At 62.6% G+C, this 20,557-nt stretch carries 23 protein-coding genes and 2 pseudogenes; 12 read left to right on the top strand and 13 right to left on the bottom strand.

Features of this window, described 5'->3' with window-relative positions:
• Positions 1 to 48: 48 nt before the first annotated feature.
• Positions 49 to 711, top strand: coding sequence for a nucleoside deaminase (locus tag ACSJDS_RS19730; RefSeq protein WP_473034710.1), 663 nt, complete (start codon positions 49 to 51; stop codon positions 709 to 711).
• On the opposite strand, the gene ACSJDS_RS19725 is transcribed toward ACSJDS_RS19730, so the two are convergent.
• Positions 667 to 954, bottom strand: a complete 288-nt coding sequence (locus tag ACSJDS_RS19725; RefSeq protein ID WP_473034709.1) for a sll1863 family stress response protein — start codon at positions 952 to 954, stop codon at positions 667 to 669. The two genes, ACSJDS_RS19730 and ACSJDS_RS19725, sit on opposite strands and share 45 nt — an antisense overlap.
• A 147-nt stretch (positions 955 to 1,101) precedes the next feature.
• Here ACSJDS_RS19725 and ACSJDS_RS19720 point away from each other — a divergent pair, with 147 nt between their 5' ends.
• Positions 1,102 to 1,449, top strand: a complete 348-nt coding sequence (locus tag ACSJDS_RS19720) for a hypothetical protein (RefSeq protein WP_473034708.1) — start codon at positions 1,102 to 1,104, stop codon at positions 1,447 to 1,449.
• Between the two features lie 79 nt (positions 1,450 to 1,528).
• Here the strand turns inward: ACSJDS_RS19720 and ACSJDS_RS19715 are convergent, their stop codons facing one another.
• Both ACSJDS_RS19715 and hmuQ read right to left on the bottom strand, forming a co-directional pair.
• Complete coding sequence (locus tag ACSJDS_RS19715) at positions 1,529 to 1,759, bottom strand: DUF3820 family protein (protein WP_473034707.1); 231 nt, start codon at positions 1,757 to 1,759, stop codon at positions 1,529 to 1,531.
• A 17-nt stretch (positions 1,760 to 1,776) separates the two neighbouring features.
• Entirely contained in the window at positions 1,777 to 2,109 is a 333-nt protein-coding gene (hmuQ, locus tag ACSJDS_RS19710) for a heme-degrading protein HmuQ (RefSeq protein WP_473034706.1), read from the bottom strand.
• Between the two features lie 192 nt (positions 2,110 to 2,301).
• On the opposite strand from hmuQ, the gene ACSJDS_RS19705 reads away from it, so the two are divergent.
• The gene (locus ACSJDS_RS19705) at positions 2,302 to 2,934 is read left to right on the top strand and encodes an SDR family oxidoreductase (RefSeq protein ID WP_473034705.1); all 633 of its coding nucleotides are present in this window, start codon (positions 2,302 to 2,304) and stop codon (positions 2,932 to 2,934) included.
• A 260-nt stretch (positions 2,935 to 3,194) separates the two neighbouring features.
• Positions 3,195 to 4,457, top strand: coding sequence for a hypothetical protein (locus tag ACSJDS_RS19700; protein WP_473034704.1), 1,263 nt, complete (start codon positions 3,195 to 3,197; stop codon positions 4,455 to 4,457).
• 80 nt (positions 4,458 to 4,537) lie between these two features.
• Here the strand turns inward: ACSJDS_RS19700 and bfr are convergent, their stop codons facing one another.
• Together bfr and ACSJDS_RS19690 are read right to left on the bottom strand one after the other, a co-directional pair.
• The gene (gene bfr / locus ACSJDS_RS19695) at positions 4,538 to 5,005 is read right to left on the bottom strand and encodes a bacterioferritin (RefSeq protein ID WP_473034703.1); all 468 of its coding nucleotides are present in this window, start codon (positions 5,003 to 5,005) and stop codon (positions 4,538 to 4,540) included.
• An 80-nt stretch (positions 5,006 to 5,085) separates the two neighbouring features.
• On the bottom strand, positions 5,086 to 5,823 hold the full coding sequence (locus ACSJDS_RS19690; RefSeq protein ID WP_473034702.1) for a 5'-methylthioadenosine/S-adenosylhomocysteine nucleosidase: 738 nt from the start codon (positions 5,821 to 5,823) through the stop codon (positions 5,086 to 5,088).
• 273 nt (positions 5,824 to 6,096) lie between these two features.
• On the opposite strand from ACSJDS_RS19690, the gene ACSJDS_RS19685 reads away from it, so the two are divergent.
• A complete protein-coding gene (locus ACSJDS_RS19685; RefSeq protein ID WP_473034701.1) occupies positions 6,097 to 6,720 on the top strand; it encodes a PAS domain-containing protein in 624 nt (207 codons plus the stop codon).
• 82 nt (positions 6,721 to 6,802) lie between these two features.
• Here the strand turns inward: ACSJDS_RS19685 and ACSJDS_RS19680 are convergent, their stop codons facing one another.
• Complete coding sequence (locus ACSJDS_RS19680) at positions 6,803 to 7,048, bottom strand: hypothetical protein (RefSeq protein WP_473034700.1); 246 nt, start codon at positions 7,046 to 7,048, stop codon at positions 6,803 to 6,805.
• A gap of 285 nt (positions 7,049 to 7,333) precedes the next feature.
• Here ACSJDS_RS19680 and ACSJDS_RS19675 point away from each other — a divergent pair, with 285 nt between their 5' ends.
• From ACSJDS_RS19675 to ACSJDS_RS19665, 3 genes are all read left to right on the top strand, one after another.
• A complete protein-coding gene (locus ACSJDS_RS19675; RefSeq protein ID WP_473034699.1) occupies positions 7,334 to 7,738 on the top strand; it encodes a GFA family protein in 405 nt (134 codons plus the stop codon).
• Between the two features lie 120 nt (positions 7,739 to 7,858).
• The gene (locus ACSJDS_RS19670; RefSeq protein ID WP_473034698.1) at positions 7,859 to 8,899 is read left to right on the top strand and encodes a sensor domain-containing diguanylate cyclase; all 1,041 of its coding nucleotides are present in this window, start codon (positions 7,859 to 7,861) and stop codon (positions 8,897 to 8,899) included.
• A gap of 68 nt (positions 8,900 to 8,967) precedes the next feature.
• Positions 8,968 to 9,384, top strand: a complete 417-nt coding sequence (locus ACSJDS_RS19665; RefSeq protein ID WP_473034697.1) for a GNAT family N-acetyltransferase — start codon at positions 8,968 to 8,970, stop codon at positions 9,382 to 9,384.
• 232 nt (positions 9,385 to 9,616) lie between these two features.
• On the opposite strand, the gene ACSJDS_RS19660 is transcribed toward ACSJDS_RS19665, so the two are convergent.
• Both ACSJDS_RS19660 and ACSJDS_RS19655 read right to left on the bottom strand, forming a co-directional pair.
• The gene (locus ACSJDS_RS19660; protein WP_473034696.1) at positions 9,617 to 10,114 is read right to left on the bottom strand and encodes a hypothetical protein; all 498 of its coding nucleotides are present in this window, start codon (positions 10,112 to 10,114) and stop codon (positions 9,617 to 9,619) included.
• A gap of 1 nt (position 10,115) precedes the next feature.
• Entirely contained in the window at positions 10,116 to 10,436 is a 321-nt protein-coding gene (locus ACSJDS_RS19655; protein WP_473034694.1) for a hypothetical protein, read from the bottom strand.
• 118 nt (positions 10,437 to 10,554) lie between these two features.
• On the opposite strand from ACSJDS_RS19655, the pseudogene ACSJDS_RS19650 reads away from it, so the two are divergent.
• Positions 10,555 to 10,668 (top strand): annotated as a pseudogene (locus tag ACSJDS_RS19650) (DUF427 domain-containing protein); the annotation flags it as partial.
• A 94-nt stretch (positions 10,669 to 10,762) separates the two neighbouring features.
• Here ACSJDS_RS19650 and ACSJDS_RS19645 read toward each other — a convergent pair.
• A complete protein-coding gene (locus tag ACSJDS_RS19645; RefSeq protein WP_473034693.1) occupies positions 10,763 to 11,071 on the bottom strand; it encodes an RES family NAD+ phosphorylase in 309 nt (102 codons plus the stop codon).
• Positions 11,010 to 11,453 (bottom strand): antitoxin Xre-like helix-turn-helix domain-containing protein, encoded by a 444-nt coding sequence (locus tag ACSJDS_RS19640; RefSeq protein WP_473034692.1) that lies wholly within the window; start codon positions 11,451 to 11,453, stop codon positions 11,010 to 11,012. The genes ACSJDS_RS19645 and ACSJDS_RS19640 overlap by 62 nt, the downstream gene beginning before the upstream one ends.
• Before the next feature lie 399 nt (positions 11,454 to 11,852).
• Between ACSJDS_RS19640 and ACSJDS_RS19635 the strand changes: the two are divergent.
• Positions 11,853 to 13,138 (top strand): annotated as a pseudogene (locus tag ACSJDS_RS19635) (MFS transporter).
• Between the two features lie 68 nt (positions 13,139 to 13,206).
• On the opposite strand, the gene ACSJDS_RS19630 reads toward ACSJDS_RS19635, so the two are convergent.
• Positions 13,207 to 13,419, bottom strand: a complete 213-nt coding sequence (locus ACSJDS_RS19630) for a hypothetical protein (RefSeq protein WP_473034691.1) — start codon at positions 13,417 to 13,419, stop codon at positions 13,207 to 13,209.
• Between the two features lie 484 nt (positions 13,420 to 13,903).
• On the opposite strand from ACSJDS_RS19630, the gene ACSJDS_RS19625 reads away from it, so the two are divergent.
• Both ACSJDS_RS19625 and ACSJDS_RS19620 read left to right on the top strand, forming a co-directional pair.
• A complete protein-coding gene (locus ACSJDS_RS19625) occupies positions 13,904 to 14,236 on the top strand; it encodes a DUF427 domain-containing protein (RefSeq protein ID WP_473034690.1) in 333 nt (110 codons plus the stop codon).
• 243 nt (positions 14,237 to 14,479) lie between these two features.
• Positions 14,480 to 15,724, top strand: coding sequence for a hypothetical protein (locus tag ACSJDS_RS19620; RefSeq protein ID WP_473034689.1), 1,245 nt, complete (start codon positions 14,480 to 14,482; stop codon positions 15,722 to 15,724).
• A 147-nt stretch (positions 15,725 to 15,871) separates the two neighbouring features.
• On the opposite strand, the gene recD is transcribed toward ACSJDS_RS19620, so the two are convergent.
• The gene (gene recD / locus ACSJDS_RS19615) at positions 15,872 to 18,382 is read right to left on the bottom strand and encodes an exodeoxyribonuclease V subunit alpha (protein ID WP_473034688.1); all 2,511 of its coding nucleotides are present in this window, start codon (positions 18,380 to 18,382) and stop codon (positions 15,872 to 15,874) included.
• Positions 18,379 to 20,319, bottom strand: coding sequence for a 3'-5' exonuclease (locus tag ACSJDS_RS19610; protein ID WP_473034687.1), 1,941 nt, complete (start codon positions 20,317 to 20,319; stop codon positions 18,379 to 18,381). Before ACSJDS_RS19610 ends, recD begins: the two co-directional genes overlap by 4 nt.
• Positions 20,320 to 20,557 lie beyond the last annotated feature (238 nt).

Raw genomic sequence — 20,557 nt, 5'->3', positions numbered from 1 at the left:
CGACGATTCAGGCATGATGGCAGTTTCGATGTGGCAACAGGAGAGACCATGCACACGCTGTTGAACGCTGGCGCCGAGGTGACCGAGGCGGCGCTGATCGCCATCGCCCATATGCCCACCGGCAGCCTGCCGGCGCTGATGAATGACGACTTCGCACGGCGCCTGAGCGATGCCGATCTCATGCGTATCGCGGTGCTGCTGGCCGAGAAGAGCCGTGAGGAGGGCGGCTGTCCCATTGGCGCTGTAATCATCGACAATGACACTCGGCGCATCGTCGGCAAGGGGCACAACACCCTGGTTCAGGAGGATCACCCCTACAACCACGGCGAGACCGCCGCCATTCGTGATGCCGGGCGCCTCGACTTCAGCCGCACCACGCTCTTCACCTCCCTGAGCCCCTGCGATATCTGCGCCACCCTGCTGTACATGCGCGGCTTCGCCCGGGTAGTGGTGGGCGACGTCACCAATGCCTCCGGCAACGAAGAGCTGCTGCGCGGCAAGGGGATTCGGGTCGATATTCTCGAAGACCCCGTGGCATCGAGCTCTACGCCCGCTTTCGCGCCGACTGCCCCGAGCTGGATCGCGAAGACTGGCAGGGCAAGCGTGCCCCTTGATCGATGCTCTGCTTGGCAAGACCGACGGCCGCAGCGGCCGTCGGCAGGCGGCTTACTTGAAGCGCGAACGCGCCTTCTCGAGGGAATCGCTGAGTGATTTCCAGGCGCGCTCGGCGCCATCCTTGAGGTCTTCCCAGGCGCCATCGCCGGCCTCGCGAAGTTCGGCCAGCTTCTCGCGGGCCTCCTCGCGGCTCGCTTCCAGCCGGTCGATCTCTTCCTGATAGTCGATCCGCGCATCGGCCTCGGCGCTCTTCGCCTTGGCCTTGAGCTTGTCCACCTCGGCCTGCCATTCATCCAGCTTGGCCTGCAGCTTCTGCTCATAGGCTTGCCTGTCGCTCATGGGGCGCTCCTTTGCGTCTGATGAAAGTGGGCACCTTGAGGATAGTCGGTCTCGGGCCGACAGGGTGCTGCCCTCCAGGGTGGCATATTCAGCCGGCGCGGTGGCAAGCTGGCGGCGATGCCATCTCATTGATACGGAGACAGCCCCATGCTCACGTCCGAGCAAGCCGAGCTGGCTTTGCGCCTGCGCGAACGGCTCGAAGACCTCCCCGACGAGGCCGTGCCCATCACCTACCAGCAGGCCGCCGAAGCGCTGGGGCTCACCCCGCCGCGGACCATCCAGCGCGTGGCCCTGGCGCTGGAAGCGCTGATGCGCGAAGACGTCGCCGCCGGCCGCCCGCTGATCGCCGCCCTGGTGGTCAGCCGGCGCGGCGACCTGCCCCGGCAGGGCTTCTTCGAGCTGGCGGTGGCGCTCGGGCGTTTTCCCGCCGACCCGTCGCAGCACCCCGCGGCTTATCGGGCCGAGCTGGCCCGGGTCATGGCGGGGCGCGCCTGACGCCTCGTAGCTGGCGGCAGGCGCGGATGCCCGGGCACCCGAGGGGGAGCGCCGGGGCGCCGCGATCAGCGGGCGGGGCCTACCGAGTCGTCGGCTCAGGCCGCTGGCGCAGCGGCTCGAGCAGCGGGCTCAGGCCATTGTGGTCGATCTCGTGCATCAGCTGCAGCAGCTGGCCGATCTCGCCGGCCGGGAATCCCTGACGGGCGAACCAGTTGAGATAGGGGCCGGGCAGGTCGGCGATCAGCCAGCCTTCGTACTTGCCGTAGGGCATCGTTCGGTTGACCAGCTTTTCCAGGTCCGCGGGCTGCACGCATCACACTCCTTGATTCAGGTGTCGCTGTGGTTATCGAGGGTCTGGATGACCTCGAATCCCTCGAAGGTCGGCGGGCCCAGGTAGAGCCCCTCGCGGCGGCTCTGGCCGGCGTTGGCGTGGGCCGCGCGGAACGCCTCGGAGTGCGTCCAGGCCTCGAAGTCCTCGCGCGAGCGCCAAACCGTGTGGGAGGCGTAGAGCACGTGGTCCTCCTTCTCCGGGCCGCGCAGCATATGGAACTCGACGAAGCCGGGCAGACCCTGCAGGTGCGTCTCCCGCGTCAGCCAGATCTGTTCGAACTCGTCCACTCTTTCGGGATCGACTCGGAAACGGTTCATGGCGATGTACAAGGTGCCTTCTCCCAAGGTCAGGTGGGTGATCGTGCTCGCTGGACCATGACACCTTGCCCCGAGCGAGGCAAGGTGGTGCGAGGCTGGCGAGCTCCCTTACGCGAAACGGAGCCGGCCCGCGGCGGTGCGGTGTTATCCTCGGGGGGCTGGCCCGCAGCGGAATCTCGAAGACAGGAAAGGAGGGAGTGCCCTATGACGACCCTGGTGATCGGTGCCAACGGCCAGATCGGCCGCCAGTTCTGTGCCCTGGCTCAGCAAGCCGGCGAGCCCATCCGCGCCATGATCCGCGACCCGGAGCAGCAGCCCTGGTTCGAGGAGCGCGGCATCGACACGGTGATCGCCGACCTGGAAGGCGACTTCGTCCACGCCCTGGACGGCTGCGACCAGCTGCTGTTCTCTGCCGGCTCCGGCCCCCATACCGGGGCCGACAAGACCCTGCTGATCGACCTCTACGGCGCCATCCGCAGCGTCGAGGCGGCCCGTGAGCAGGGCCTCTCGCGCTACCTGATGGTCAGCGCCATGCGTGCCGAGGACCCCCAGGCCGCCCCCGAGAAGCTGCGCCCCTATATGGCCGCCAAGTTCGCCGCCGACGCCTACCTGCGCGCCTCTGGCGTGCCCCATGTGATCCTCAAGCCGGGGCGGCTCACCGACGAGGCGGCCACCCAGCGGGTTGCCGCCTCGCTGGAGGAGACCGGCGGCGAGAACGGCGTCTCCCGGGCCAACGTGGCCCATGCCCTGCTGCATCTGACCAAGGCCCGGGAGCTGGTTAACCGCGAGTTCGTGCTGCTCGACGGGCAGCGCACCCTCGCCGAGGTGCTGGTCTGATACCTCAACCCCGGTGAGCCTGGATTATCCACCCGTTTGACCCTTGAGCCGAATCACCTCCTCATTCGGCTCATCTGTTGAGCCGCTGGGTGGCCCCTTTCGATCGGTCTCTCCGACCTCCCTCAGCAGCCACAGCCCCAGCCGGGGCTGCCGGTCCCCTTCACTTGAACGGGGACTGGTCCAGGGGGCACTGCTACTTTAGCGAAGAGTGCGTTGCCGTCGGGCACCGCACTATCGATGGCCACAAACAGGGAGTACCCATGATGACGTTTTCGGCCCTTACGCCTGCGCGCGCCTGGCGGACTGCCAGCCTGATGGGAGCTGGCATGCTGGTGGCGGCGGCGCCGATCGGCGCCGACCCGCTTGAGGAGCGGATGCCGCCGGGCCTGCTGTTCGAAATGGTGGACCCCACGCTCTGCATGATGCCCCCGGCAGAGATCGCCGATGCCGAGATCCTTGCCATGATCGACAGCGACGACCCGGAGATGGCGCCCCCCATCACCGGCAGCTGGGAGCATCAAGATGAGCGCTGGCGCGTCTATGGCCAGGGCTGGTTCAACGTCAGCGACAGCAGCGGGCTAGTTGCCGCCTCGGACCTCATCCTCAGAAGCGACAGCGACGAACTGCAGTACCTGTGCCTGGTGCTGTCGCCTCACGAAGAGACGCTGATGGTGACGGGAGAGGCAGACCTGGTCGGCCCGGAAGTCGAGACCCTCGATGGCGATACCTTCATGGTCGTTGGGCTGCTGGGAGGGCGCGACGACGGTGACTTCGTCCCCCAGGCAGAAGTGCTCACGGACACGGGAAGCGTTTCCCTCGAGCGGCCGGCAGCCGATACCCTGGAAGGCAGCCTGGAGTTCGGCGGCCGCCTTGTCGATATGCAGGGGCAGGCGCTGGAGGGGGCCGAGGTGTCCCTGACGCTCGAGATCGGCGAACTGACCCAGGATGCGTCAATGCGAGTCGCCAACTGGGACAGGGATGATCTGGTGGATGCCTCCGCCCCATCCGTCAGCGAGGAAGAGCTGGCCGAGGTGAAGGCGCTGTTTCGCGACGATATCCGCCTGGAGGTAGAGCCGGTTGTGAGCCCGGAGAGCAGCGATATCGTGCAGCGCACAGTCTATCGCTACGACTACGACACCTTCGCCTCGCGCTCCGACGACAGCGGCTGGCGCAGCACCCGCGAGTACTTCTTCTACCGGGACGGGGATCAGCTGGTGCCCTTCCAGCGCCCCTCCAGCGACACGGACCTGAGCGCCTTCTTCGGCGACCTGATCGCCTCCGACTTCGTGCTCGAGGAGGCCTCCGCCGAAGACTTCCGCGAGCTGCTGATCACCCTGACCGGCGAAGACTTCTTCGATGAGGAGGACGTCAAGCTGGACGATATCGTCAATTTCCGCCCCGACGAATGGATCTTCTTCACCGGCACCTTCTTCGATAACTACAAGGCCTTCGTGGTCTACACCGACGACGACGGGCGTCCGGAAAAGGTGCTCTACCGGCTCAAGCAGCAGCCGGTGTCCTGATCATCAGGTGGTTCGATCAGCGCCGGCATGCGGCTTAGCTGAGAGTTTCACAGGGGGAAGGCAGGGGGCGCCTGCCGGGCTCACATTTGCGACACCAGGTAGTTCGGTTTGCCGAGCATCTTGATCAGCCGCAGCTGCTGTTCCAGCCAGTAGGCGTGATCCTCTTCGGTGTCGGCGAGCAGCCCCAGCAACACGCTGCGGGTCTGAAAGTCGCGCTCCCGCTCGCACAGGGCGATGGCATCCTTCAGGGCGTCGCCCACTTCGTACTCGAGCTGGAGGTCGTTGGCGAGCATCTCCTCCACATCGGCGCCAATGCGCACCGGGGTACGGGTATGGATGTCGGGCTGCCCCTCCAGGAACAGGATCCGCTCGATCAGCTGCTTGGCATGGCCCTTTTCGTCGTCGAATTCGTGGGCGATGCGTTCGTGAAGCTTGCTGAGCCCCCAGTCGGCATACATCTCGGAGTGAAGAAAGTACTGATCCATGGCGGCGAGCTCAGCCGCCAGCAGACCGTTCAGGGCGTCGATGATGCGTTGGTTGCCTTTCATGCGTGTCCTTCCCTTGGCGCGAATCGAGCGAATCACCCATCCTAGAAGGAATTCTTCACTAGGTCAATTTCCCTTTAAATTCAGGTGGTTGATATTGCCTTCGCGTGCGATTCGCATTCGATCCGGCAAGCCGGCCGGCGGTCAGTCCGCGAGCCCCGGCCAAGCGCCTCGCCGAGCCGATCCACGGCGGCGGCGAGCTTCTCGTCGATGATATGCAGGTACTCCGTCCAGTCGTCCACGTGGTGTAGCTCCGCCTTGCCGTCCGAGATGCCGCGCAGCGCCACCAGCGGCACGTCGAAGCGCATACAGGCGCGCAGGCAGGCGTAGCTCTCCATGTCCACCATCTCGGCGGCGATGGCGTCGTAGGCCGCGCCCGAGACGATATTGGCGCCGGTAGAGAGTGTCGCCTCGCGAATGCCGGGAATGCGCAGTGGCAGCGGGAGCGTCGCCGGCAGGTCGAGAAAGGGGGTGGCGCCCTTCTCGAAGCCCAGCGCCGTGGCGTCCATGTCGCGGTAGGCGACCGAGGTCGCCTGGTAGACCTCGGTCTGTTCGAGCACCCGGCTGCCGGCCGAGCCCAGCGACACCACCAGGTTTGGCAGGTGCCCACGGTGGGCGAGGGCGGCCAGGGCCGCAGTGAGCTCCACGGCCGCCTCCACTGGGCCAACGCCGGTCATGGTGGGAGTGAAACGCTGCCGGAGATGCGGCCCGTACTCGGCTTCGGCGGCCATCACGAAAAGCACCCTGTGCCCGCCCAGTGAGGTCAGCCTGGGCTCGCCAAGGGCATCGGTTAGGGCATCAGGGGGTGAGGAATCGTTCATCGACGCTGTTTCCTTTTCCACAGAGAGGTTCATCAAGAGATTCGTCCCAGTGTACTGCCTTGACACCCTCGATACCCCGATAGCGACCGGCAGGCGAGCCCGCGCCTGGGTCTCGTCCAGGGCTGAGTGGTTCGAACTTGCCGACGAATTGCCTAAGTATAATGGGCTTCTTACGTTGAATTTGTCGCCCCGTGCGATGTCGACGAGAGATGATCAAATCGGGAAAATGTCGGTGACAATACGGATGTAGGAATGGCTGAGGGTCGGTGCGGTATGTCTGAGTACGACAGTGTGTATGAAAGTATTGCGACACGCATGAACGGATTCTTGTACCGCTGCCGCAACGACGATCACTATACCATGCTGAATTTGACCGGCAGGGTAAAGGCGTTGACGGGATATGAGAGCGAGGATTTGATTGGCAATCGCAACCAGTCTTATGTGGAACTTATTCATCCCGATGACGCCGCTGGACTTGACCAGGCTATTGAGAGCGCCATCGACTCTGAGCGTAACTGGCAGGCTGATTACCGCTTGAAATGTCAGGATGGAAGTCTGCGCTGGGTGAGTGAGTATGGTGGTGCTGTCAAGGATGCCGAGAACAACGTGATCTACTTGGAAGGCGTGGTAACGGACATTCAGTCGCGGCGTCAAAATGAAGAAAGGTTGGCCGAGATCAGCCGTGATATTGCCACGGAAACGGAGCAGATTGTGCATGCATTGAAAATGCTTCGGCTGTTGAGCATCAATGCAGGCATAGAGGCGGCTCGCGCCGGTGAGGCGGGCAAAGGGTTTGCCGTGGTGGCGGATAATGTGCGTAGGCTGGCTGACGATACGAGCGGTTCCGCAGCGACGATTACGGATCTGATGAAAAAGCTCGACCAGTTGAATGTTTGAACACCTCTCGCCGAAGCGGGGGCGAGACGCTATTCGCCTGAAACCTATCGTTTATCGAGGCTGTTTTCCCTGCCATGCAGGATCAGCGGGATGACCTGAGCGGCTCCAGCCTCCAACCCTGATCGGTCGCCAGCAAGCGATCGGTCAGGCCGAGGTTATCCAGAAAGGCGTCGTCATGGGACACCACGATCAGTGCGCCCTGGTAGCTGCGCAGCATGGCTTCCAGGGCCTCTGCCGAGGGCAAATCCAGATGGTTGTTGGGCTCATCGAGTAACAGCAGCGGCGGTGGCCTGTCGGCGTAGAGTAGGCAGGCGAGAGCCGCCTTCAACCGTTCCCCCGCTCAGTGACCCACTGGGCGTCGCTATCTTCTGCGCATCGATCCCCAGTTGCGCCAGGCGCATGCGCAGGTCCGCCTCGGGTGCCGTGCGATTGGCGGAGCGTATCTGCTCGAGAACGGGCTTTGCCGGATCCAGGTTCTCCAGCTGCTGGTCCAGATAGGCGCTCTCGGGCGTCACCTTGCAAACACCGACTAGGGGCGTAACCCTCCGACTATACTGCATCGTTATTCGCTCCAAAACCCGTTAGATGAAAAAACCGACCGGAAGAAACGCCGATGCACAAGGGAAGCTGCCTATGTGGCAAAGTGGAATACGAGTACCGCGGCGAGATCGATGAGGTCTCGATGTGCCACTGCAAGCAGTGCCAGAAGGCCCAGGGCTCGGCCTTCGTCGCCGTGGCACCGATCCGCTCGGCCGACTTTTCCATCACTCGGGGCGCGGAATACCTCAAGGAGTTTCGCGCCACGCCTGGCAAGGTGCGGGTGTTCTGCGCCGAGTGCGGTAGCCCGCTCTACAGCGCCCGTGACGACCTGCCCGAAGCCAAGCGGCTGCGCCTCGGCACCCTGGACACCCCGATAGCGCCCGGCAGGCGCGTCCACGCCTGGGCCTCTGCCAAGGCAGAGTGGTTTGAACTCGCCGACGAACTGCCCCGTTATCCGCAAGCCGCGCCGAAGCACTGATGCCACCTATTCGCCTGGCTTCGGGCGTCCTGAGTGATTGGCCATGCGGTACCCGATGTCATGGCTTTCGCTCCGAACGGGTTGGCGACACTTGCCAGGCCAGGTGGTTACTGTAAAGGTATGGAAAACCTCGCCGCAGGTGATCCCATGGCTGTTGAACCGCTTCAGCAGACACTGCAATCCTTCCACGAAGCCCTGATGAGGCATCCGCTGATTCGTGAGCTGTGGAATCACTTCCCCGAGAACATGTTCCTGGTACGCGTGGAGGACGACGGACAGTTCACGGCTGAGGCCGCCAACCCGGCGCAGCTCGACACCATTGGCCGTGAGTGCCTGGGCCAGCCGCTGTCGGCGTTCATGCCGGCTGCTTCGGCTGAGGCGGTCTATGCGCGCTACCGCGAATGCGTGGCGCGAGATAAGCCGATGCGCTATCAAGAGCATGCCACCTTCTTCGATGAGCATGGCAACGAGCAGCACGGCTACTGGTTGACGCTGATCGTGCCGCTGCACAACGCTGCCGACGACCCGCAGCGCGTCACCCATCTTTTCGGCATCGCTCAGGACGTGACCGAACTGCACCAGGCTCGAGAAGCGCTGGAGCGTCACAACCAGATGCTGGAAGCACGCGTGGAGCAGCGTACCGCTGAATTGCAGCATGCCAACCGCGAGCTCAGGGTGCTCAACGGCCAGCTCGAGCAGATGGCCACCCGCGACTTCCTGACCGACTGCTACAACCGCCGACATATCGAGACCCTGGGCCAGCGCGAAATTGAGCGGGCGCTGCGCTATGGCAATTCGCTCAGCGTGTTGATGATCGACCTCGACGCCTTCAAGCAGATCAACGACACTCAAGGCCACGACGCAGGGGATGCCGCGCTCAAACGCGTTGCGGCGAGCCTACAGAGCGCCTTGCGCACAAACGACCTGCTGGGCCGCTTCGGCGGCGATGAATTCCTGATCCTGCTGCCCGAGAGCAACGACGAAGAGGCTCGCGCCACCGCCGAGCGCCTGCAGCAGCAGACGCAGGAGCAGGCCGCCATCTCGATCAGCGCGGGGATTGCCACGCTGCGCCGCGACGACACCCTGGAAAGCCTCGCTGCCCGCGCCGACCAAAGGCTACTCGCCGCCAAGCGGAAATATCATCGAGAAGCGCCTGGTTGACGCATTTCACGAGAGAATGACCCTCTCTGAAGGCTTAGGCCGGAAGAGCACCTGCTTGGAGTCTCCCGATGGCATTGGATTCCGGGTCACTGCACTTGGCCCCGGTGGATAAGCGGCACTTGGCGCTACTGCAGTCCTGGTTGCCGGATGCCGAGCATGCCCGGCTGTGGGGTGGGCCCGCCATCCGTTACCCCTTCACCGCCGAGAGCTTTAGCGACGACCTGCAGCTCGAGAGCGTGACGAGCCGTGCGCTGTTGAACGACAGGGGCAGTCTCCTGGGCTTCGGGCAGTATTGCTTACGCCATGAGCGCTGCCATCTGATGCGGCTCGCCATTGCCCCGAGTCATCGTGGCCAGGGCCTTGGGGGAAGACTCATTGCCGCCTTGGCGAGAGGGGGGCGAAGCGCTGAGCGTCACCGAGTGCGCGCTCAACGTCTATCCTCACAACCCAGCAGCCAGGCTCTATGCGCGCCTGGGGTTCAATGACGCAACACCACCCGATGGTCAAAGCTTGGATGGCTGCCGCTACCTGGTGGTATCGGCCTTCGTGGTGAAAAGTCGTGGTGACGGGAGAGAGTAGTGTCTCCCCATCGATGTCGGTCGGTACGGGCTCTACCAGTTCGTTGATGCAGTGCATGGGACAAAACATGGCGGTCTCAATGACCTGAATTCAAGCAATAAGTGCAACACCTGCCCCAGCTCAGAGGATGAATTCCACTTATATATCTCTAACTATTTTCTTTAAAGATTCTTTTTCTAGGAAGTCAGAGTCCAACTTCACAAGCTTGCCGTTGTCTCCTATTATGAAAATGTATGATTTCCCTCTGTTGCCTGAGTATACGACAGAGTATTCTTTCTCAGACCATTTCTCAACTTCTCGGTCTTCCACAAAGTGCTCTTGCATTATCTGGATGCTATCTTGGTCACATCCAGAGTCATTCGTATCGAAGAAAACAGCCATAAAGAAAGAGCTAGTTGGGCATCCATAGCTAAGGGTTTGGTCATCCGTCATGTCGGAAAAAGCCAAAAACCTCTTCCCCAGCTCATCTCCATACCTGAATATTAAAATGTTTTGACTGCCTCCTGCGTCACCTATCATGGAGAAGTTACCGGGAATTTCAAATCTAAGGCCTGAGTACGTTAAGTCAATGCCTGTCTTTGCAAACGTGCCAAGGGGAAATAGCAGCAAAGCAATAGAAAGCCCGATTTTTAGCATTTTAAATTCCTTGTAATGCCATGGTTGTTTCTGTTTTATAGCTTACGCTAATTCTAACCTTGCAAACATGGTAAATGGATGTGTTTCCAGCGACTATGTTCTTTCCAATGTTTGCAATCTGTTTGGCAATATATGACATCCCCGGTTTGACGCCGCTGGGCCTTGGGACGAGGTCCATGGATGAAGAGCATGCCTGCGCTTCAGAGATTGCTTTGTAAACCACCTCGGTAGCTCTCTCATTTACTGTCTGAGGCGATGCTGTGCCGTCTCCCCAAAAATAGTTAATAGCTGCAGATATGTATTCCCTATCGTAGTAGTCCATGCTCCAGATTCCTTCTGGCCTATTGTGTCGATACTATTCCCTTAGCTGATTGGATACTACCAACAAACGATGGCTTCCACCAGTGAATAACAGTGTGTCCTAATAGTCTGATACCGCGATCCACTGCCCCTTCAAGGGCGTTGCCGCCTACTACTCCCGTGGCGAGCATCACAGTGTGGCGTGGAGCTATGAACAGCCCTTGGCTGGCATGCAGGCGATAGCGCATCACTTGGCGTTCGATGACAAGCGTCATTCCGGCGAAGCGGAGAGCACGGTACAAGTAGCGGCCCTCGCTGCATCCCGCGCAGGGCTATCTGAATCAACCCTCACTCCACCAATCGCAGCTCGAGGACATGGCGAATTCGCTCGCCGTCCCACTCATAGCCGAGGTGCCGGCCCTGCCAGGTGGCCGACAATACCGGCGGGCGCAACACCGCGGCACACTCACCGCTCGGATCACGCACGCTTGGGTAGACAATCCCATCGGCATGGGACTCCCAGGCCTTGCGGCCAAACGCCTGGCCCGCGCTCCAGTCAGCCGGGGCCAGCAGAGGGGTGGCCCCAGGCGGGTTGTCACGCAAGTCGAAGAGTTCGCCCTGAAGGTCGGCCAGGTAGACCCGCTGCTGGAGCTGCATGGGCCGCATTGAGGTGCTGGCGGACCACATAGAGATCCTGCACCAGGCCGCTGCGCAGCCGATCGAGCGGTGACTGGCCAGCAAACAGGGGATTGTGATTGGGCCGGCGCAACCAGGCATCCGCGGCGTCGGCCCGCGGCAGCAGGATCTGCAGGGCCTTGTAGATCCCCAGGATCAGCGACATGCGCTCGAGCTGATTGACGTCGAGACGGGCCGCCGTGGGCTGCTTGCGCCAGCGCCGATAGGTGGACTCAGGCACGCCAAGCAGCAAGGCGGCTTCCTGCTCCTTCAACCCCCAGTCGTTGGCAATGCTGGGGTAGGTACGCATCGCCGCGGCGCTCATCTGCTGGCGCTTTTCGGTGGGTAGCTGGGGTAGGGCCATTCTGACCTCCTTCGCCAAATGGCGGATATATGTCACTCTCGACCAAATGGTGGAAGGCATCAATGTCGTCTTCTTCGAAGATGCCCTCCCCACACCCCAGCTGCCAGGCTCTATGCGCGCCTGGGGTTCGGTGTCGCATCACCATCCGATGGTCAATGCTTGGATGGCTGCCGCGACCTGGTGGCATCGGTCGCCGTGGTGATGAGTCGTGTCCACTGAGCGACGCTGATGGGGTGCAGGGCCTGTAAAACATCGGGCGACCAGGCCTCCCCATACTATGCTGGGGTAGGCCAGCAGCGGCCGTAGGGAGAGGGCCGACACGCCATCATGCGCCCAGGGGCGGCGACCGGGCGCCGGTGACGATCTACCACTTCATGGCAGTCTGGCGGAGGACGCAGGATGAGGCTTTCCAGCACGGGATTCGCGCTACTCGGGGCCGCACTGATCGCGATCAGCTTCGGCCTCGCCCGCTTCGCCTTCGGGCTCTTCGTGCCACCCATTCGCGAGGAGCTGGGGCTCAGCTCCTATGTGATCGGCATCATCGGCTCGCTGCCGCTGATCAGCTTCCTGCTGGCCACGGCGGTCGCGCCGCTCGTCACCGACCTCCTCGGCGCCCGCTACGCGGCGGTGCTCTCCGGGGCCTTCGGCGCCGGTGGGCTTTCGCTGATCAGCCAGGCCACCGGACCGATGATGCTGGGCGCCGGGGTCTTCGCCTGCGGGATCTGCACCGGCCTGATGATGCCGGCGCTGACGGCGGCCATGCAGGCGATCGTGAAGCGCTCGCTGCACGGGCGGGTCAGCTCGGTGATGAACGCCGGCACTAGCATCGGCGTGATCGTGGCGGTGCCCACGGTGCTCTTCATGGTCGGCGCCTGGCGCCTCGCCTATCTCTCCTTCGCCTTGCTGGCCGGCCTCGGCGTGATCGCCGCCTGGCTCTTCCTGCCCTCGGTCTCGCGGATCGTGCCGTCGAACGCGGCGGAACCGCCGCCGCTCAGCGAGCTCCCCTGGTCGCGGCTGATTCGGCTTTCGCTGTTCGCCTTCCTGATGGGCTTCGTCTCCGCCGCCTACTGGATCTTCGCCCCTGACCTGGTGGTGACCCTGGGCGGCCTGCCCCCAGCGCCACCGCCTGGCTGTGGCTCGCGGTGGGGGTGGCCGGGCTCGGCGGCGCGGTGGTGGCCGACCTGGCCGATCGCAACAACCCGCCCATCACCCAGGCCCTGATGCTGATGATGCTCTCGGCGAGCCTCGCCCTGCTCGCGGCCAGTCCTGACCAGCCGCTGCTGACGGCCTTCTCCGCGCTAGTCTTCGGCCTGGCCTATATGAGCCTGACGGGGCTCTATCTGATGACCGGCATTCGCCTGCTGCCCGGCCGCCTCTCCGTGGGGCCAGTGCTGCCCTTCATGGCGGTCTCCCTGGGGCAGGCGGCAGGTTCGCCCGTGGTCGGTAGCCTGGTGGAAGGCTTCGGCTATGCCGACGCCTTCGCCATGTTCGCGGCGCTGGGCATCCTGGTGGCCGTCCTCTCGCCCTTCTACCCGGGCGCCATCGCCCAGGAGGAGGAGGAAGAGGTCACCGAGGAGGAGAGCGGCCTCCAGGCGGCCTACGATCACCAGCTCCTGGACGAGGAGGGCGAGCCACTGGAGGACCCCCTCGAGGAGGAAGACGAGACGCCTACCGCCACGTCCTGAGGGGGGCGGGCAGCCGGCCACCCAGGGCCAGGCTTTCCTCGCGTCCCTGCCGACGCCTTGCCCGGTGGTCACTCGCGCTGCCCGTTAAAGACGGCGATGGCCTCGTCCAGGCTGGTGGCCTCGGCGTTCCACGGCAGCGGCGACCCGGCGAAGTGGCAGTAGTAGAGCGCCTCGTCGTCGATCTCGACACGATGGATGCGGTTGCCTTGATCGTCCTGCCAGCAGTCGGCATGGACATGCTGCCAGTTGGGGGCGAGCGAGGTGAACATGGCGATGTTCATGATGGCTTCCCTCCTCAAGTCGCTCGAGTCTGGCGTGGGCTCAGGGCGCTTTTGGTTGCCTATTACTTTGTCACAGTCAGGGCGGCGATCCTTTCAGTGCTTGCCTGGGCAGGGGTAGGGCCAAGGGAGGAAGTGCCCATGCCGCCGCCAAGGGAGCCGTGATGCCTCGTATCGCCCCCACCCCCGGTTGAGCTACCAGGTTCCTCCAGTGTAGAACAGGGTGGAGACATTCAGTCACATTTAATTACATTTCTGCATGTTTCCCAGGATTGGGGTGGGAAGTCCCTCGTCGGCTCCGTTCTGCGATCCTTTCGTCGGCCAGGAGTGCAAGGCGGGCTTTCGGGACGCAGCGGGGAATACCGACATCTTCCAGGGCAGGTAGCGCCGACATCCCGTCGTTCCCATGCCTGGGACACAGCATCCTTCGGTGCTAGTCTTGGACAGATACCGATAACGACACCGCCAGAACGCAAGGGACAGCATCATGGCAACGGACCGCCCCGAGCCCCGTATCACCCTGCACCCGCACTCCCGCCGGGTGCGGGTCGTCATCGACGGCACCGTGCTGGCCGACACCACCCGCGCCATCGAACTCCGCGAACGCGGCTACCCGCCCCGGCAGTACCTTCCCCGCGACGACGTGCGCATGGACCTGTTGACCCCCTCCGACAGCGTGACCCACTGCCCCTTCAAGGGCGATGCCGCATACTTTTCGTTTGGCGAACACCAGGACGTGGCGTGGAGCTATGAGCGGCCGGTGGAGGGAGTGGAAGCACTTGCCGGATGGCTGGCGTTTTACGAGGGGGTGACGGAATGACGGGAATCGATGCCGAACAGCTCCTTCGATCACCACCTCGTCCTGTAGGAGGTCGCTCTAGCGCGCGACCAGCGGCGGCTGATCTGGCCAGATGGAGGCACTGGCTATCGGAAACTGTCGGCGTGAGGGAAGAGAAGGGCAGAAAACGACCCAAAGCGGACACTAAAAAACTTCTAAAATCCGCTGTATGGTTTTCTGAAATTTTTCATTAATTGTTGTGCAAAGTTTGAGAGCTTGATAAGCATGGAAGAAAAAAAATACAACTTGCCATTGCAAACGCTTCCTTCACTAGAGTACTCCCATCACTATCAGGACCTAGTCGAACTTAATGAACACCTCTCTTTAAAAGGGATAAAATTAAAAAATACAAGAATCGAGAGATATTTGGACTATTTTTCTTTGGTTTTGGAGGAAGATGCAGATCCTTGGAGAGTGTTTAAAAATTCATTGGCAGGGCCGTTTGAAAGCCCGTTGGATTGGGAGCTTTATGTGTTGCGGGAAGTTCACGAGCTTATGTGGATATTGAGGGGGTTGAAATGCAAAGAGCCTTTAGGTGGTGATGAGAAGTTGGAGCTCATGATAGGAGGAAGTGACTTTGCTGCACTAGATAAAGACTCTGACTCTAGGAATGCTCAGTTTGAGCTTAGAATCGCTAGTTATTTTTTGCAATATGGCTGCCATGTAGATCTTACTACCGAAACTGATGTTATTGCTTTTTCAAAAAAAGCAGCCTTTTATATTGAATGCAAGAGAGTTGCCAGCAGTAAGCAATTGAGAAAAAGAATAAGAGATGCTGAAGCTCAGCTGCTAAAACGAATGCCCAAAAAACGTGATGGGAGGAACGTCTTTGGCTGCGTTGCTGCTGATGTAACTAAAGTTGCATATAAGCATAATGGTTTAACGTTTGCCGTTACTGGTGATCATGCTAAAGATACGATTCAAAAAGATTTAAAAAAGGTGGTTAGCCACTTGGAGTCTAATTCAGACCTCGGAATAAAGAGGAGAATTTTTAATTATTGGTTTCAAATTCATATTCCCTCGTTGGTTTCTCACCCTGCATCAGTGAGCACTAGGTTTTCTTCATTCCACAGATTTAAAGAACATGCGAATAGAAAGGAAATTAAGGCCGCTAAGATTTTTCGTGAAATTTTTGAGTCTGCTTCACTAAAATCTGATAAAAGAGAAATTCCGCCTCAGGAACTTAAGCGTCGAACTAGATTTCATATTCCGGCAGGGGCTGTTTACTCATTTGACGACGATGTAGTTTGTAGTGTGTTTAAAGAAAAGGAAATTGAAAAATGGCCAATAGAAACGAGGTTGGCAGTCTTGGAGGTTGGCGGCGATGTTCACTACTTTCATGTTGCTGATTTAGAGATGGTGTTGCCTGAAGTTAGAAAAGCCATACATGAGAATAGATATGAAAAATTAGAAGAGATAGCCTTGGTGATGATAGCCATTATGTTTTCGTTTAGATTTCCTTATGAGTGATTTAAGCCTCTGGCTGTATTAACAGGCTTGCGTTAAGCCTGCCGGAGGAAATATATAGCGCACTCATAGAAGCTTTCTGATGGAGCTGGGCATGAGCACCAAGTGACGAGGTGCCTAACAGGTCGCTCCAGTCGTACGACAAGCCTGCTATGCGGCTTTGTCGTTGTTGTATATCAATAAAATCTCAATGGCCGCTTCTGGCCGAAAGCCGACCTCACCTGCAAGGGTGATATCGGCTTTCCTACATCCGCCCAACCCACTCACCCTCACCACTTCCCTCGTCACCGCCTCGTCCAGCATCCCACGGCCCGTCTCCACCAGCGTCAGCCAGTCCCTCGCTCGGGTGATGCCGGTGTAGACCAGCTCCCGGGTGAGGATGGGGTTGGGGGCGTCGGGGAGCAGCAGGGCGGTGTGGGTGAATTCCGAGCCCTGGGATTTGTGCACCGTCATGGCGAAGACGGTTTCCACCGCCTGCAGGCGGCTGGGTAGCACCCACTTGATGTCGCCGCTGCCGTCGCTTGCCGGGAAGGCGACGCGCAGCAGGGTGCGGCCGGGTGATTCGGTGGCGCTTCGGGCCTCGGGTACGGCGAGGGTGATGCCGATATCGCCGTTCATCAGCCCCAGGCCGTAGTCGTTGCGGGTGACGAGCACCGAACGGCCCTCGAACCAGCCCTGTTCCAGCTCCAGGTCGCTGGCCTTGAGCCAGCCGGCGCGGCGCAGCGCCCGGCCGATGCGCGGGTTCAGCCCCTCTATCCCCCAGGGGCCTTTCCGCAGCGCGCACAGCAGCTGGAAGTGGCCGTGGGCGGCGAGCACCTGGCGGGCCCAGGCGTCGTAGGGCTGACGCGCTTCGCCTTCGCCGAAGTAGGGCTGAGCGGGGCGCGTTGCCTGCATCACCTCCAGGTAGTGGGCGTAGCCCCGAGGCGGGGCGATGGGCTCGCCGCGGCGGTCGTGGCGACCTTCGCCGCTATTGATGAATCCGGTCGGGTTACCGTTGACCACCAGCCGCTCCAGCGCCGGGTCGTCGGCGTCCGCCAGGGCGAGGCGGGCGATATCGGCGTAGCCATGCTGGAAGATCTCGCGTACCGCGCGTTTCTTCTCTTTCTGCTCCGCTTTCTCATTCTGGCAGGGGCCGTGCGGGCGGTTGACCGCCTCGGCGAGCTGCCCGATGCCGCTCTTGGCATCGAAGCGGTGGCTCACCCGCAGCATGGCGATGGCCTGGTCCAGCGGCTGGCCTTCTGCATCCTGGTACTGCGCGGGAATCGGCGTGCCGGTCACCCGTTGCAGCCAGTCACAGGTGGCCGGGGTGTAGTGGCCGCCTTCGGCGCGCTGGCACAGGTCGCCGAGCACGGCGCCGGCTTCCACCGAGGCGAGCTGGTCCTTGTCGCCGAGCAGGATCAGCCGCGCCTTGGGCGGCAGGGCGGTAAGCACGGCGGCCATCATCTCGATATCCACCATCGAGGCTTCGTCGATCACCAGGGCGTCCAGCGCCAGCGGGTTGCCGGCGTGGTGGCGGAAGTGGCGAGTATCCGGCCGCGAGCCCAGCAGGCGGTGCAGGGTGGTCACCTCGGTGGGGATACTGTCGCGCAGGGTTGAGATATCCACACCCTGTTGGCCCACGGCGGCGGCCAGCTCCACCAGCGAGAGATTCTGCACCTGCTTGGCGATGGATTCGTTGAGCCGTGCGGCGGCCTTGCCGGTGGGGGCGGCCAGGCGAATACGCAGCGGCCGAGGGGTACCGGCACCGGGTTGTGCAGTTTCCCCCAGGGCCAACGCCTGCAGCAGGGCGAGCAGCTTGACCACGGTGGTGGTCTTGCCGGTGCCGGGGCCGCCGGTGATCACCGCGAAGTGAGCCTGGGCGGCGAGAGCGCAGGCGGTTTTTTGCCAGTCCAGTTCGGTGGTGGGGAAGAGGGAATCAAGAGCGGTGGCGAAACGGTTAGTGTCAGTGGCGCTATCCGGGCGCCTGTCGGCGCCAGTCGTGAGCTGAAGCTTCCTCCTACAGGTTTCGTCGCTTGTGCTGGAGAGTAAGGCGTCGTCGCTTGTGCCCAGTCTTGCCGAGATATGTTGGCGAATGTCCTGCTCGTACTGCCAGTAGCGGCGCAGGTAGAGCCGCACGTTGCCGTCGCGCTCGCTGCGCACCAGCGGGGTGTTGCCCGGTGGGGCGTTGTCGTCGGCGATCAGCAGCGGGTTGTCCAGGGCGGCGCGCCAGGTGGCGAGTTCCAGCTCGGCCAGCAGCTCGCTGGGCAGCGGCGGCGGGTCGCTCAGATCGTCGCCTTCCGGCGGCAGCGAGAGCGCCAGGTCGGGGGCGGCCAGGGTCTGGGCAAGGTCGAGGCAGACGTGGCCGCGGCCGAGCTGATGACTGGCCAGCGCCGCGGCGAGCAGCAGCAGGGGCGAGGCGTCGTTCACTTCACGGTGCAGGAAACCCGCCAGCGCCCGGTCCAGAGCGCGCAGCCAGCCGCGCGTCACCCAGCGGTCGAGCAGGGCGAACAGCGCCTGGGTGTCGTGGAGGGCGGCTTGTACGTTGCCCTGTGCGGCTTGGGGCGATTCCGGCTTGGCGGGTAAGCCCTTGTCGGCTGCCTGACTGATGCCTGCTGATTCTTCACCGAGATCTGCGAACAGGTCCGGGGTGGCGTCGTCGTGGGGCTTGCTGCGCTTGCTCATGCCGGCGCCTCCGTGGTGGTGGGGGTGCCTGCCGCCTGGGCATCGCCCTGGAACAGCGCGTCCAGCGCGTCGATCAGCTCCCGGGGAGGGCGCTCGGCGTGCACGCCGCGGCTCTCCGCATTGGCACCCCTGAGAAAGACGGTGAGCGAGCCGCCGATATGCCGGTCGTAATCGTAGCCCGGCAGGCGCGCCTTGAGCAGCCGATGCAGGGCCAGCAGGTAGAGCGCGTACTGCAGGTCGTAGCGCTTGGCGGCCACCGCCTGGCGCATGGCCGCCTGGCTGTAGGCGCTGTCGTCCGGCCCCAGGTGGTTCGATTTCCAGTCGGCCACGTAGTAGCGCCCCTCATGCTCGAACACCAGATCGATAAAGCCCTTGAGCATGCCGTTGAGGGTGTCGGCGTCCAGCCCGGGGCGGGGCGTGCCCGGCAGTGTGTAAGCACTGACGAGGGCGTCCAGCCGGCGGGTGTCGACCCGGTGCGAGGCGAACCAGAACTCCATCTCCACCTGATAGCGGCTGAGCGCCTCGAGCCTGAGGCTGCCCGCACCGTTGGGCAGCGGCAGCGGGGCGGCGAGCAGGGTGCCGAACCAGGCGTTCAGGGGCGCAAGCCACGACTGCCAGCCGCGCACCTGGCAACGGCGGGCGAGGGCGTCTTCGCGCAGGGCGGGGTCGCGGGCCGCCCGAGCGAAGCCCTGCTCACCCGCCCATTCCAAAATCCCGTGGAGGAAGGTGCCAGGCCCTGGCCCTCTGGGAAATCTGTGTAGCGAGGGCAGCGGTTCGCCCTGGCCGCTGTCACGGGGCTCCTCCAGCACCTCCAGCGCGGTGGCCTCCATGGCGGTGGCCGGCTCCGGCAGGCTGTCGCCCTGTGAAGCGCCCATGGCATCGGGCAGCGTCGGTAAGTCAGCGCTGACTGGGGCGCTGGCCGCTTCGACGCTGACCATCTCGCTGGAGAGGCGCAGCGCCGAGTAGCTGGCGATCCACCAGTGCTCCCGGGCGGGGCGTGCGGGGGTGCGCGCTTCGCCCAGGGCCTCGTCGCGCTCGCTCTGGCGGACGACTTGGCCGTGGGCCGGCGGCGCCGGGGCGAGCTCGATGGCGCCGCAGTCGCCCTTGAGCCCCTTGAGCGCGCTGGCGAATCCTGCCGGGCTCAGCGGTTCGCCATTGGCCAGCAGCTGGCCGATGGCGCTGCCTTCGCCTCCCTTGAGCGGGGCCATGCCGAGCCAGGTGGCGTGGCGAGCGCGGGTCAGCGCCACGTAGAGCTTGCGCAGGTCCTCGCCCAGGCGTTCGCGGTCGACGGTGGCCAGGGTCTCGTCATCGGCTTCCAGGCTGATGCGCAGGCGGCCCTCGGCGTCGTGCCAGCGCAGCGGCGAGTCGTCCTTCCGGGTGGCGCGGTGGTTGCAGATGAAGGGCAGGAACACCAGCGGGTACTCCAGGCCCTTGGACTTGTGGATGGTGATGACCTGCACCAGGTCGGCGTCGCTCTCCAGGCGCAGCTTGTGGGTGTCGCCGTGGCCTTCGGGGTTGGCGATGGCCTCGGCGAGAAAGCGGATCAGCGCGTGTTCCCCGTCGAGCTCCTGGCTGGCGTGCTGCAGCAGTTCGCCCAGGTGCAGAAGGTCCGTAAGCAATCGCTCACCATCCACGAATGTCTGCACGGGCGAATCGCTGTGTTGCTCGGTGCTCGTAAGCTCGCCTAACCCCACGTTATGTCTCGCTTCCTGTGCGCCGAGCGCCTTGCGCTTCATCCCGTTCGACGATTCGTGAGCAGGCCCGCTTTGTAAGAGCCGCTGAGCCACGTCGAAGTCGTGGATGATCTTGCGCACCAGCGGCAGCACGCCCTGGCGTTGCCACAGCCGGTGGTAGTCGCGGAACTGCAGCACATGGCCTTCCCAGGCCAGTTCGTCTTCGTTGAGGCGATCCAGCGTGGCGATATCGAGCCCCAGCACCGGGGTGGCCAGGGCGGTACGCAGCAGCCTGTCATCGTCGGGCGCCGCGCAGGCGCGCAGCCAGGCGTCGAGCTGGGGGCAACCGGCGAGGCGAACACCTTGTCCTTGTCGGAGAGGTAGACGCTCTTCACTCCGCGCTGGGCCAGCGCCTGGCGGATCGAGCGCGCCTCGCCCAGGCCGTTGACCAGCACCGCCATATCGGAAGGCTTAAGCGGCTTGAGCGCCGCCGTTTCTTGAA

Source organism: Halomonas sp. SL18_1, from assembly GCF_055755715.1.
This window is presented reverse-complemented; position numbering and strand designations above follow the sequence as displayed.